A 14,521-nucleotide genomic window follows, 5' to 3' on the forward strand; every position below is an offset into this window, starting at 1 on the left:
ATTAAGAACATCTTATTTAGTTTTGACAATAATAGTATTTGATTCTAAACCATCAGAAGTAGCTTCAATTTTAATTTCTCCGGCTTTTTTTGTTGATTTTACAACTACTAAACATAGACCACTAAAAGCATCTCTATAATTTGCTTGAAAAGAGGTTATGGCTGTTTGATCACCATTTCCTACTGCAACAAGACTGCCTTCTCCTGTAACTTTAAAATTTACTTTATTTATAGCCGTAGGGCAAAGGGCATCAAATTTATCTTGTATTTTAACCGTAATAAAAGATAAATCTTTTCCATCGGCATTAATTTCATTTCTATCGGCTAACAATTCCATTTTTGCAGGAGATTGCGCTGTTTTAATTTCTTTTTCGGCAACAGCCTTACCATTTTTATATCCTATTACTTTTATACTGCCAGGATGATAAGGTACGTTCCATGATAAACGATATTTAGAGGTATACATTCCCTTTTTAAAATCATGAAATTCTGCAGGAATATCTGTTGTATCTACTCCCTTTACTTTTCTTCCTAATGATTTACCATTTACGATTAACTCTACCTCATCACAATTGGTGTATGCATATACAGGTATAGTTTTTCCTTCTTTACCTTCCCAATTCCAGTGTGGTAAAACGTGTACCATAGGTTCTGCTGTCCATTGACTTTGATACAAATAATATCTGTCTTTAGGAAAACCAGCTAAATCTACAGGAGCAAAATAAGATGATCGAGATGGCCAATCCAAAGTCCATCGCCCGTGCGTACTATTATCTTTTCCTGCATATGGTGTTGGTTCTCCTAAGTAATCAAAACCTGTCCACATAAATTCACCTAAAGAAAATGGGTTTTGTTCTTGTGCATCGAATTCTGCATCTGGAGGATAAGCCCATGGTGGACCAACAATTGCATCATAACTAGAAACATGATGTGTTTCTTTTTGAAATTCTGCTTCGATAGGGTGATGATATACTCCTCGACTACTAGTCAAAGATGATGTTTCCGAACCATAAAGAATGATATCAGGATTTTGTTCTTTTATTTCCTTATAACTTAATGGCCAATAGTTCATTCCAACCACATCTACTTGATATGCAAGTTTATTTACAAAAGGAGCTGGATAATAATTAAACCCAATGGTAGTAGGTCTTGTCGGGTCTTGGTCATGACAAATATCATTAAGGTGTTTTGTCAATTTCCAACCATCCTTTTCACTTTGCTCTAGTATTTCATTTCCTATACTCCACATAATTACAGATGGATGATTATGATCTCTTCGGATCATATCTCTTAAATCTTTTTCATGCCACTTGTCAAAATGTTTATTATATCCATTTGGAACTTTTCCTTTTTTCCATTCGTCAAAAGCCTCAACAATTACAACAATCCCCAGTCGATCACAAACTTGTAATAGTTCTGGAGAAGGAGGATTATGACTCGTTCTTAAGGCATTCACTCCCATACTTTGCATAATTTGCATCTGACGTTCTTTTGCTCTGTAATTAATGGCCGTTCCTAAAGGTCCTTGATCATGATGCATACAAACACCATTAAGTTCAACTTTATTTCCATTTAGAATAAACCCATCATTGGCATCAAAACTTATAGTTCTAATACCAAATTCACTAGTAAATACATCTACTTCTTGACCATTAACTAAAACTTTGCTTATCGCAGTGTATAGTGTTGGTGATTTAATATCCCATCTCTCAGGATTTATAACTTTGATAGATTGTTCTACATTTTTTTCTGAAGATTCATTTATGGTTAAAGGCACAGAAACAGCACCGACAATTTTTCCATTTTTATCTTTTAGCGTAGTCTCAAGAACTACTTCTGCTGTAGAGGAATTTGCATTTTTAATTGTTGTTTCTACGTTAACTGTAGCTTGTTGATCCGTTACTTTGGGAGTGGTTATATATGTCCCCCACTGAGGGATATGAATTGCATTATTTAGTTTTAAGCGTACATTTCTATAAATACCTGCACCGGGATACCATCTTGAAGATAAATCTTCTGGAGATAATTGCACAGCAATAACATTATCTCCTCCGAAATTAATATAAGGTGTTAAATCAAATTCGAACCCTATATACCCAAATGGCCTTTCACCAATATACGTGCCATTAAGCCAAACCTTGCTGTTATTCATTGCGCCATCAAACTCTATTGAAATCTGTTTATTCTGATGAGATTTATCTATATTAAAATGTTTCCGATACCAACCCACGCCATGAACAGGCAGTCCACCTGTTCTTAAATCACTTCCTTTTTTAAAAGGTCCTTCGATTGCCCAATCATGTGGTAATGTCAGTTTTCGCCAATTAGAATCATCTAATGTTACATTTTCCCCACTATCAACACTCCCTTTAAAAAAAAGCCAATCTTCATTAAAATCCTGATCAGCTATGGGCGGTGCTTTTGTTTCTGCTGTATTAGAACAAGACATAACTACAAGAGAAACAAGTAGTATTATTGAAATTTTGATTGATCGTTTGACTGTATTCATAGACGTTTTAATTTATAAACAATGAACTAAGGCTTAGTAATACGCTCTTAAAGTTTGAACAGAAGAATTAGTTTGTCTTATTTTTTATTTTTTCTAATACTGTTTTTAATTCGGTTACCTTTTCTGCATACTCACTTGCTAAATTATTTTTTTCTGAAGGATCGTTTTCTAAATCGTATAATTGAGGTTCATAAGTATGCCCTCCTTCTATATTTTTGGCTTTTTCTATAAAGTCTGGTATTGCCTTATTTAAAGGAAACGGTGCTATATACTTCCAGTTTTCTTTCCTTAGTGATAAAGTATAAGATTCTTCTAATAAATAATCTCTACCTTTTTGTTCTTTTGCGGATAACATGATTGGTAGCATGTTTTCACTATCAATAGCCGTATTTTTTGCGATTGGTTGTTTGATTAAATTTGCTAATGAAGCATAAATATCGACTTGACTCCAAATTGCATTACTAACTCCCGGAGCAATTTTACCTTTCCAAAAAGTTATAGTGGGCATTCTTGTTCCTGCTTCATAAGCACTGTATTTACCACCTCTATAAATCCCAGAAGGCTTATGATTCCCTAATTTTTCTTCAGCCAGATCTTCATACCCATCATTTAAAACAGGACCATTATCACTTGTAAAAATTACCAATGTATTCTCTAATAAATTTTGTTTTTCTAGTGCTTTCATTACTTTCCCAGTCATCCAATCCATCTGAACAATGGCATCTCCTCTTGGTCCCATGCTACTTTTACCTTGAAATCTTTCATGCGGTAATCTAGGTACATGAATATCATGAAATGAAAAGAACAAAAAGAATGGATCATCCTTAAACTGATCTATAAAATCAATAGCCTTATCTGTTAAAATATCCGGAAAGTCTTCATCTTTCCATAGTGCAGAAGTACCTCCATCCATAAAACCAATTCTACTAATACCGTTTACAATGGTTCCGCTATGTTGATTATCCGCATTTTGGCGTAATAACTCAGGATGATCAATCCCATTAGGCATTTTTCCAAATTTGGACACATAACTAACTTCTATGGGATCATTTTTATCTAAATGATTAATAACATGATGATTTTCTACATATACAGAAGGAACTCTATCTCCTGTAGACGGTATTAAAAAACTATAATCGAAACCTATTTCTAAAGGACCAGGCTTTATTTCTTCATTCCAATCCACATCACCATTTCCTAAACCTAGGTGCCATTTTCCAACTACTCCTGTTCTATAACCTCCCTTTTTAAGCATATCAGGCAAAGTCTCTATATTTGGATCAATAATTAATGGTGCGTCGCCTTTTAAAACCGCTGCATTGTTCCTAAATGCATAATTACCTGTTAGCAATGAATATCTTGAAGGAGTGCATGTTGCAGAACTACTGTGGGCATCTGTAAATTTAATGCCTTCGTTTGCCAACCTATCTACATTAGGTGTTTGCACTCCTGTGGCTCCATACGAGCTCAAATCTCCATACCCTAAATCATCTACATAAAAAACAACAATATTTGGTTTAGGTGTGACCGCCTGTACTGTCTTATCGTCCTTTTTTTTTGAATCACATGAAATGAATAAAATAAGTAACCCCAACAGTAACGTATTAACTAGTTTTTTTGTCATAATTAAGCTTGGATTTATGTTACACAAAGATTCAAAATATAGCCGATATCTTTAAATTTTACTATACACCTTTTGGTTCAAAAACGAGAATAAATGGTTTTAAAACCATGCAATAAACACCACTATAAACTGAACGCATCAAAAAAGCTGCAAATCATAAGAATTCTTTATACCCTACTGATCAGTAATCAATTCAAAGCTTTTTATTACAATACCCTCTAAAAATATCACTCAAATAATAAACACATATGTTATACTAAAAAATACAATTGAATCTTTCTAAACTCTATAATTAGGTAGTTTTAACTTTATAAATCATTGAAACATAAAAATGAGAAAAAAAATACGCAATTCGCTATTCATATCGCTTATAACCTTTAGTATAGCTGTAGCACAGGATTTAACCATTCCGCCAAAAAACTATGTCGATTCTATAAAAATAGAAAATGCAATAACCCGTATCAATGACTTATACCCCCTTTCTGATCAAAATAATACAACAAAATGGGAATTACTTAAACAATACTCTGATGAATTTGCAAGTGATCAATTAAACGAGAAAAAATGGTATCCAAACAATCCGAAATGGAAAGGTCGTCCACCGACATATTTTCATGGATCTAATGTTTCTCTCGAAAACGATGAACTTGTAATTCGAGTTAATAAACATAAAAAAGAAAAATTACCAGAAGGTTTTACTCATACTACAGGTTTTATTAAAAGTAAAAATAAATTCTTGTATGGTTATTTTGAAGCAGAATGTAAACTTATGGATGCACCTTGGGTATCTGGTTTTTGGATGACAAATGTTAGTAAAGATTGGTGGACAGAAATTGATATTTGTGAAAATGCTCCTGGTTTAGCATACAATAGACATGATCTTAATTCTAACATACATGTATTTAGAGCCCCTAAAGACAAAGGAGATGTTAAAAAACATTTTTCAAGAACAAAAAAGTTTTATTTCCCTAAAGAACTACAGCAAGATTATCACGTATGGGGATTAGAATGGACAGAAGAATACATTAGATTTTATATTGATGGGATACTTTTCCGCGAAGCGAAAAACACACACTGGCACCAGCCCTTAGAAGTTAACTTTAATTGTGAATCTAACAAATGGTTTGGAGCACTACCCGATGATAATCGTTTAGATGGTGAGTTTCATATAAAGTATTTCAGAGCATGGAAAAAAGCCCAATAACACTGATGATAAAGCATATCGTTCTCCTCTTTGCCATTACGGTTTCTGTTTCTGCTCAACAAAAAAAGTTACCGCAAGGGTACCCCAATACAGATAGAACCAAAACGAACTTAAATAACGGCTGGAAATTTCATCTAGGCAATATAAAGGGTGATCCTGAAACTATTGGTTTTAAAGATTCTAATTGGACTAAAGTATCCATACCACACACCTTAAAATTAGTATCTTATGAATTAGATAGTATTAGTGAGGGTTGGGAACAGAAAAAGTATCTTCGAGAATATGGTTGGTATAGAAAAACAGTAACCATAGCAGAGAACTCCAACAAAAAAGTTTTTCTTGAGTTTGAAGGTGTTCACAATGCTACTGAGTTGTGGGTAAACGGTAAAAAAGTTGGTAATCACAACATAAATGGATACATCTCTTTTCATTTTGACATTACTGATCATGTAAAATTTGGTCAAGACAATCTCATTGTGATAAAGGCCGACAATCGATTTGATAAAACTATTGCTCCAGATCCACATAGAACCGATTACGTGAAATTTGGAGGATTATATAGAGATTTATATCTAGTCACCACCAACAAAGTACATGTAACTTATAATTGGGATAAATTTGATGCAGGAGTCCATATTACGACACCTACTGTAAACAAAAAAAATGGTACAGTATCTATTAAAACTTCTGTTACTAATCAAAATAACACCTCTAAAAACTGTAAGATCATAACAAAAATTATAAATGCAGAAGGTTATGTATTAAAAAAAATAATCCAACAAATAAAGATAGCTGCAAATACTGATCATACGTTTAGACAAACTACTAGTATTACTGATGATGATTTTCATACCTGGTCGCCAGACATACCTTATTTGTATAGAGTTAACTCTGTAATCTACGAAAACAACAAACCTGTTGATTTTGTTGAAAATAATTTTGGTTTTAGAACTTTTAAATTGGTTGAAGGTAAAGGGTTTGTTTTAAATGGTGAACCTATTTTTCTTATAGGTGTAAATAGACATCAAAACTATCCTAATATCGGTGATGCCGTACCAAATTCATTTCACTATAACGAAGCTTTACAATACAAAAAAGCAGGAATGAACATCATTAGACTATCGCATTACACTCAAGATGATGAATTTCTCAAAGCATGTGATGAATTAGGATTATTAGTATATGAAGAGCCTCCCACTTGGATAGAGTGGGGAGATAAACTATGGTTTTCTAAACTAGAGTCTGCAACCAGAACTATGATTAGAAACCACAGAAATCACCCATCAATTGTATTTTGGGGTGCTGGTATAAATCATAGGGGTCCAGTACCCCAAATGCAACATGTTACCAAAGAAGAAGACCCTTTTAGATTAACAGCATCTGCCTCAAGCCCATGGAATGGCATCATAAATTCAGGTATAACAGATGTTTATGCTACTATGGACTATAATAGAACACAATTTGCCGAAAGTGATTTTGAAATGGTTATGGAGCATGGTAGTTCTCCAAACGCAGAATCCAATCAATTTCATATTTCTAGATATAAAGGAAGTAAAAAAAATATTGCTGCTATTGCTTGGCTAGGAGCAGATTATAATCATTTACAAAAAAATGATAATCAGTTTACTAGAGATTTCATGACAAACTATGCGGTATTAAGTGCTTATCGCGTACCCAAACCAGTATATTATTGGTACCAATCAGAGTTAGTACCAACCCCAATAGTGCATATTGCAGATGAAACAGCTTCTAAAAATGGTAAAATAAGAGTATATAGTAACACTCAAGAAGTTGCTCTGTATCACAATGAAAAACTAATAGGTAAACAAACACCAGATAATGACATTACAAAAGTTAACCTTAATCACCCCTCATTTACCTTTCTTTTTGATTGGAAGGAAGGAGTGCTTAGAGCAGAAGGAATAAATCACGGTATAAAAACTGTAGAACACACTAGACATAAAGAAGACACGCCTCATCATATTTCTTTACATTTTAATATTGAAGATAAACCCTTTTATGCTGGTGGTTCTGATTTAAGACTTGTACATGCATCTATACTTGATAAAAACGGAGAAATTGTTACTTCTGCTACTAATGCTGTTCAATTTAGTATCACTGGTGAAGGAGTCATAGTCGATAATGGGACAGCCAATATAAATCCTGCAACTTTGTTTAATGGAGTTGCCTCAATATACATTCGAACAACAGAAACTCCTGGTAATATTACCGTAACAGCAAAATCAAAAGGATTAAAAAGTGAAAATATAGCTATAGTAAGCAGTAAATTCAATACCGATGAAATACAAAAAAATGCCAGACCGATTTTTGATTACCCAATAATCAAAGTAGACATCGGTGGAAACGAACAATTAGTAGAGCATGAATGGAGTGCTTGGACAGGAACAAACTCTGAAAACCATACTTTAAAACACAATGCTTACAAAAATCTAACATTCAAAATTAGTTCTAACGACGCTATAAAATGGCATAAAAATAGTGCAGTAACTGGTGAATTAGGTTTTGTATCTGCCGATGGTTTATATACTGAAAAAGGAGAACTCAAATTAGAAATAGTACATCTAGAAAAAGGAGAGTATTATTTAGAAACATATCATCATTTGGCAAAAAGAAATCATAAGCCTAATAACACTATAGAAGTCGTGATAAATGATGCCCTTGGACAGTTGGCTAAACCAGCCGATGATCATGTTGTAAATTTTCAACATACAACTACTACAGGAGAACGAAAACCGCTGCATGTAAAATCACTTTTAACCTCTGATGGAACCAATCCAATAACCATAGTTTTCAAAAAAAAGAAAGAAAACCAAGAATTATGGCTTAATGGATTTGTTTTAAAAAGAAAATAATATTTAGAATGAAACATTTTTTCACATCTATAACACTACTTTTCTTATTAAGCTGCAAAGCTTCTAATACGAACAATAAGGTTATTATAATTGCTCATGATGATAAGAATATTACTTATGAGGGACGTATCGGTAAAAGTGAAACCAAACAGGCTTCAGAACTGTATTGGTCGGGAACTTCTCTGAAAGTAAATTTTAATGGAATCTCTGCAAAAGCCATTCTAGAAGATCAAAATGGTACTAATTACTATAATATTATAATCGACAACCAAAAAATTGATGTTCTGAAATTAAAAAAAGGGAAGCACACTTATATATTGGCTGATAACCTTTCTTCAGGACAACACTCTATAGAATTAACTAAAAGAAATGAATGGACCTACGGCACTACTTTATTTTATGGTTTTGAAATTTTTGGATCAAAAGTAGTACCTCCTAATGAAAAAAAACCTCTTTCTATAGAATTTTATGGTGACTCTATAACCACAGGACATGGTAATGAAGATTACTCTGGAGAGGATAAACCAGATGGTAATGTAACTAACAATTACATGACGTATGCGGCGATGACTGCAAGAACGATAAATGCAGAATATACTTGCATTGCAAGAGGAGGAATAGGGATTATGGTTAGTTGGTTTAATATGATTATGCCCGAAATGTATGATCGCTTAAATCCTAATGACGCAACTAGCAAGTGGGACTTTAAAAAACACCCAGATATTGTAGTTGTCAATTTATTTCAAAACGACTCTTGGATCGTAAATCACCCAGAGCACGAAGAGTTTAAGAGACGATTTGGGAAACAAAAACCATCAGAAAAAACGATTATAAATGACTATCAATCGTTTATTAAAAAAATTAGAACACACTATCCTAAAGCCAGTATCGTATGCCTACTTGGTAATATGGATGTAACAAAAGAAAAATCAAAATGGCCAAGCTATGTTACCTCTGCTATCGATCAGTTAAAGGACAACAATATTTTTACTTGTTTTGTTCCTTTTAAGAATACCAAAGGACATCCTAAAGTAGAAGAACATCAAATCATTGCTAAAAAACTTACTACAATAATAAAATCAGATATAATTAAGAAATGAAACCATTATTATTTACGTTCGCATTCTTTTTATCAATAATTGCCTTAGCACAAAATGATAAGGTAGTTTTTATTAAAGAAGTACCTATAAAAATGCCAAGTACTACCTCATATAATTTTTATATAGGATATGAAGTTAGTCAAGATAGTGATATTGCAATAGATTTTTCAGGAGGACCATCAAAGTTTTGGGCTGGTAAAACCACTCCTGTATCTAAAGGAAAAGGACTTGTACCAATAGATTTACCAACAAAAGACAATCCTCCAAATGGAACAGGTTATAAACTTGTCGTCTCTGTAAGAGAAAGAAATGGCGGGTGGCAAACTACTAAATTTGCCTCGATCATTGATAATATCGAAATCGTTAAAAAAACAACCCCTGTTCTTGATGACGCATCTTTTTCCCCTTTAACTCCGACTAAATTCTCTGATATTGGGGTATATAATTTTGATATCCAATATAAAGCTAGTCAACAAAGAAACATTGTTGTAGCTATATATGACCAAGGAAAATGGGTTGCCGCTAGCAAGGCAATTTCTGTAGAAAAAGGAAGTGGTACAGAAAGAATTCAAATTAAAACCAATCCTTTGCCAGAAGGAAATAAATATAGGTTCATTCTTTATTATGGGTCAGATGAAGATTTCCCAAATACATATTTAGTAAGTAAAGAAATGAGTGGTATTCTTATTTCAAAACCAGAGAAAGTTATTACACTTTCTTCTTTAAGAAAACGCAGTATCAGGCTTTCTATTAATAAAGATTCAGATATTCTAACCATTCCAGGTGATCTTACATATAAATTCATTAAAATTATTGCGATGAATGGTGCTATTGTAAAAGAAAGCCAAGACTCAAACTCAGTTCAGATATCCGATCTTCCAAAAGGAGGATACTTTGCAATCACTAATAAAGACGAATCTTATCAGTTTATAAAATTTTAATATAATGTATAGTAAAATAACAGTTATTCTATTTTTTTCATTTGTATCACTAGCATCTTTTTCTCAAGAGGCTAAAGTGACTATTGACTTAAGCATGCAAAAATTTATTGGTGCAGAAAGTGAACTTAAGAGAGAGAAATATTTTAATATTCATAGTTCCTTCTCTAGTTGGGATTTAGCATCACATGCTGATGTCCTTTTTGATCAATTAGATATAAATTTTGGTAGAACCTTTGGTGGCCCTTCTCCTTTTCAGAAATCTAAAACACAAGTTCCAAAACCATCAGAAGCCAAAGCTAGAGGAATTAACACTGCTAAGCATTGGAAAAACGCGCCATTATTCAAAAAATATAAAACAAATGATCTCATTATTACTGATCATCCCGCTAATGCTTTTCAACTTAATATGGACTACGAGAAAATAGCTGCATATAATGTTGAATATTTAAAAAATGCTTTCCCTATAATGCCTAAGTATTATGAAGTTATGAATGAGCCATTTGTTCATTCAAAAGATTATGTAAAAACGTGGGCAGAAACAGATGCAGTTATTTTAGAAATGACAAAATTGCATAAAGTAATTGCAGATAAAATACATGCTGAAATCCCAGATATAATGGTTGGGGGTTATTCTTCTGCTTGGCCTGAAGTAGATAGAAAAAACTTTGATCACTGGAACACTAGAATGAAATCATTTATGGATACCGCTGGAGAAAGTATGAAGTTCTTTGCTACACATTTATATGATGGTAGAAATGTAACCGGTAACTACAATTATAGATCCGGAAGTAATTCTGAAGCTATCTTAGATTTAATCGAAACCTATAGTTATAAAAAATGGGGTATAGTTAAACCTCATTTAATTTCTGAATATGGATATACTTCTAAAGGGTTACTAGGAAAACCTCATTCTCCAGAATTAAATGGTGTTTGTTTAAAATCATATAATAATATTTTAATGTCATTATTGGATAAACCTGATAGATTATTAAAATCGATTCCATTTATTGTAGGTGAAGGTAACTGGTTCTATAAAGACAAGAAAAAAAATCCAGATGGACATCCTTATCCATGGGTGATTGTAAAGAAAAATAAAGATGGAGTTAAAGAATTTACTGACCTTAAAAAATTCTATGAATTATGGAAAGGAGTTTCTGGCAAAAGAGTAGATGTTATTTCTAGCAATCCGGATATACAAGTAAACGCTTTTATACAAGAAAAAAAAGCGTATATAGCCTTAAACAATTTACATGACAAAGCATTAAACACAACGTTAGCTTTTTTAAGAAAAAGTAAAGAATATATTCAAAGCAGTACCCTTAGAAGATTATACACTACCGATGCTGGAATACCAAAATTGGTTTATTTTACAGATTATGATTTCACAAAAGACATCGTTCTAAAATCAGGAGAAACTGTCATTCTTGAATGCAACCTTACAGAAACACCCTTAAAATCAAAAATCACAGAAAATAATTACTACTCCAAAACGTATTTACAAAAAGTAGAAGCCAAAAAGACTATACAATTTACTATTGATAATGTCACAACAGGAAAAAAAGGAAGAGCCGCAATAAAAATGGGTATTGGACGAGCACATGATCTAAGCAAAAAACCACAGATAGTTATTAATGGTAAGCCAGTTGAAGTACCCGAGAATTGGGCAGGTTATGATCAAAAAAGTAGAGAACAGTTTTTTGGTGTAATCAATATTCCTTTTGATATACGTCATACCATTAAGGGAGAAAATAAAATTGATATCACATTTCCAGATACAGGTGGACATGTAAGTTCAGTTATTCTTAACATAGAAAAGATCGAATAAAATTTATATAGAGTCAAAAATTAATAAGATACTTATGATAAGTATCTTATTAATTTTTGACTCCCTTGTAAATACCGTCTGGAGCTTCTTTAAGTTTTATTTTAAACGCAAATGCGTATTTTGAAGAAGGTTTCGTTTTAGGAAGTGTTATCATCAAGCCTGTTTCATCCCTTTTCCATAAGATATCTTCTGTAGATCCTAAGAGACTAACTTTTTCTATTTGATCTGCAATACTTGTAAGTGTTGTAGAAAATGATTTGATTAAGATATCCGAAGTAGGCCAATCCATTACAAAAGCATAAATAGCATTTTCTTTGGTTGTAAATCGTATATCTTTCTCGGTCATTGCCTTAGTATTATATTCTGTATGATCACCGGTCTTAGATCGGTTTGTACCTTCTCCATACAGTATCCATGGTCTTGATGCATAAATTGCCTCTCCGTTCACATTTAACCATTGTCCTATCTCTAACAATACTTGCTTCTGATCTTCTGGAATTGTACCATCCGACTTTGGGCCTACATTAAGTAATAGGTTTCCATTCTTGCTAACAATATCCACAAATTCGTCGATAAGTTCTCCAGCTGGTTTTGTTTGCCAATCCTTAACATAAGACCATGAGTTTCTACCAATAGAAGTATCCGTTTGCCACGGTAAGTCTCGAATCCTATCAAGCTTACCTCTCTCCAAATCCAATACCGCTGCCCCATCAGGGATGGGTTCCCATCCTATTTTTTTATAGTTCAAAACCACTCCTTTATTCCATTGGTCTGCAAGATTATAATACTCGGATAAAATTTTAAGTCTATTTTCTTCGTATTCAGGAGCACAAAATCCAAAATCAAACCACATCAAGTCTAGTTTATATTTTTCTATCATATCCATACTTCTACGATAAAAAAGATCTAAAAACTCTTTGGTTGGTGCGGCTAAATAATCATGGGGTTTAATATAAAGATCCTGATATTCTGGATCGGTGGTGTCGTAATCTTTTTCATATTTCCACCATTTATATCCAAATGCCAAATGAGAGGAGCTCCCGACTTTTAATCCTTTTTTACGAGCTGCAATTGCTAACTCACCAAGCACATCTCTTTTGGGTCCCATTTGTAAAGAATTCCATCTGGTGTGTGACGCATTATACATTGCAAACCCATCACAGTGTTCTCCTACAGGAACGATATACTTTGCGCCCGCTTGTTTAAAAAGTGAAATCCAATCATCAGGATTAAACTTTTTTGCTTTGAACATAGGGATAAAATCTTTGTAACCAAATGTTTTAGGATCCCCATATGTCTTTTTGTGGTGTACATAGGTTGGATTTGTTTCTTTAGATTCTTTTCCTGTTATATGATTTGTCTTTTTTTTACGGTACATATGATAACCATACCATTCATTACCATATTCAGGCACACTATATACTCCCCAATGAATAAATATACCCAGTTTGGCATCCTTAAACCATTCTGGACACTCATATTGACCTAACGATTCCCAATTAGGCTCATATTTTTTATGCGTTTGCGCATATATATCATCAAAAAAGGAAAACAATATAAAAAATGCGAAACAATAACAATATAGTTTCATTAGTATATTAAATTATAATGTAAAAAACTATCGGAAAAAGATACTTTAATACGAGGCTAATCAATATCACTTCTTACAATTTCCCGATAGTCTATTGGCTAAATCAACACATGGTACACCACCATTTTATTGTGTTTTAAACTCAAAAACAGATGATTTTGTTGAATTACCATGTTTATCTGTCGTCTCTACTTGCCAATAATATATAGTATTAGCTTCTAAGGCAACGTTACTTATATCTGATCTGTTTTGAGTCGCAATCAACTTAACTGGTGGATTAATAACATCCATATATACTTTAAACTCTTCAATATCATCATCAGCATCACTCCCTTGCCATTTTAAATCAACATTTGTGGCATTAAGAGTAACTCCCATTTTAGGGCTTATTAATTCTGCCGGAAATGGTGCATAGTTTTCTACACCAGGTCCCGCATTATAAAGTTTCCATACTTCGCTAGTACCTGTTTGCATAGTACTATTTGATTTTGAAATTACTTTCCAAGAATAAGGTTTACCTCTTAACAATGTTATATCTAATAAAGTCTTATCTGTATCAAAAGTTTCTGTTGTATTAGTTTCTAAATTCGTTAAAGAAACCGTATACTTATCAGCAAACTCAGCTGCATTCCACTCAAAAGGGACTTTACTTTCTGTATCCGAAAGGATTTCTCCTTGATTACACTCTGCATCTTTTAATGGAAAAACCAAAGAAGCGGCTTTTGGAACGTCTCCATTCCCATCTCCATTTCCATCTCCTCCTCCATCATCACTATTACTGCATCCTAATACCAATAATAGAGTTGAAATTATTAAAACTGACTTTATAGTATTCTTCATTTTCTTTTTTTTCTT

Annotated in this window: 9 protein-coding genes; 5 read left to right on the forward strand and 4 right to left on the reverse strand. The window is 33.0% G+C overall.

What is annotated here, in order from left to right; translation table 11 throughout:
- Positions 1 to 12: 12 nt before the first annotated feature.
- Positions 13 to 2,508, reverse strand: a complete 2,496-nt coding sequence (gene galB, locus D1816_RS09260; RefSeq protein ID WP_118502428.1) for a beta-galactosidase GalB — start codon at positions 2,506 to 2,508, stop codon at positions 13 to 15.
- A 67-nt stretch (positions 2,509 to 2,575) separates the two neighbouring features.
- Positions 2,576 to 4,132 carry a sulfatase-like hydrolase/transferase gene (locus D1816_RS09265; RefSeq protein WP_118502430.1) on the reverse strand — a complete coding sequence of 519 codons (1,557 nt, stop codon included), beginning with the start codon at positions 4,130 to 4,132 and terminating at the stop codon, positions 2,576 to 2,578.
- Between the two features lie 331 nt (positions 4,133 to 4,463).
- Between D1816_RS09265 and D1816_RS09270 the strand changes: the two genes are divergently transcribed.
- Genes D1816_RS09270 through D1816_RS09290 form a run of 5 tightly spaced genes read left to right on the forward strand, consistent with a single transcriptional unit; the run spans position 4,464 to position 12,075 of the window.
- Complete coding sequence (locus tag D1816_RS09270) at positions 4,464 to 5,336, forward strand: family 16 glycosylhydrolase (RefSeq protein WP_118502432.1); 873 nt, start codon at positions 4,464 to 4,466, stop codon at positions 5,334 to 5,336.
- A complete protein-coding gene (locus tag D1816_RS09275; protein WP_233565224.1) occupies positions 5,318 to 8,209 on the forward strand; it encodes a glycoside hydrolase family 2 protein in 2,892 nt (963 codons plus the stop codon). The genes D1816_RS09270 and D1816_RS09275 overlap by 19 nt, the downstream gene beginning before the upstream one ends.
- 8 nt (positions 8,210 to 8,217) lie before the next feature.
- The gene (locus D1816_RS09280; RefSeq protein ID WP_066319424.1) at positions 8,218 to 9,309 is read left to right on the forward strand and encodes an SGNH/GDSL hydrolase family protein; all 1,092 of its coding nucleotides are present in this window, start codon (positions 8,218 to 8,220) and stop codon (positions 9,307 to 9,309) included.
- Positions 9,306 to 10,250, forward strand: coding sequence for a hypothetical protein (locus tag D1816_RS09285; RefSeq protein WP_066319420.1), 945 nt, complete (start codon positions 9,306 to 9,308; stop codon positions 10,248 to 10,250). Before D1816_RS09280 ends, D1816_RS09285 begins: the two co-directional genes overlap by 4 nt.
- Before the next feature lie 4 nt (positions 10,251 to 10,254).
- Positions 10,255 to 12,075 carry a beta-agarase gene (locus D1816_RS09290; protein ID WP_066319418.1) on the forward strand — a complete coding sequence of 607 codons (1,821 nt, stop codon included), beginning with the start codon at positions 10,255 to 10,257 and terminating at the stop codon, positions 12,073 to 12,075.
- 49 nt (positions 12,076 to 12,124) lie between these two features.
- On the opposite strand, the gene D1816_RS09295 is transcribed toward D1816_RS09290, so the two are convergent.
- Together D1816_RS09295 and D1816_RS09300 are read right to left on the reverse strand one after the other, a co-directional pair.
- On the reverse strand, positions 12,125 to 13,666 hold the full coding sequence (locus D1816_RS09295) for an alpha-L-fucosidase (RefSeq protein ID WP_118502434.1): 1,542 nt from the start codon (positions 13,664 to 13,666) through the stop codon (positions 12,125 to 12,127).
- A gap of 126 nt (positions 13,667 to 13,792) precedes the next feature.
- The gene (locus tag D1816_RS09300; protein ID WP_147405021.1) at positions 13,793 to 14,506 is read right to left on the reverse strand and encodes a hypothetical protein; all 714 of its coding nucleotides are present in this window, start codon (positions 14,504 to 14,506) and stop codon (positions 13,793 to 13,795) included.
- Between the last annotated feature and the right edge of the window lie 15 nt (positions 14,507 to 14,521).

The organism is Aquimarina sp. AD10, assembly GCF_003443715.1.
Classification (GTDB): domain Bacteria; phylum Bacteroidota; class Bacteroidia; order Flavobacteriales; family Flavobacteriaceae; genus Aquimarina; species Aquimarina aggregata.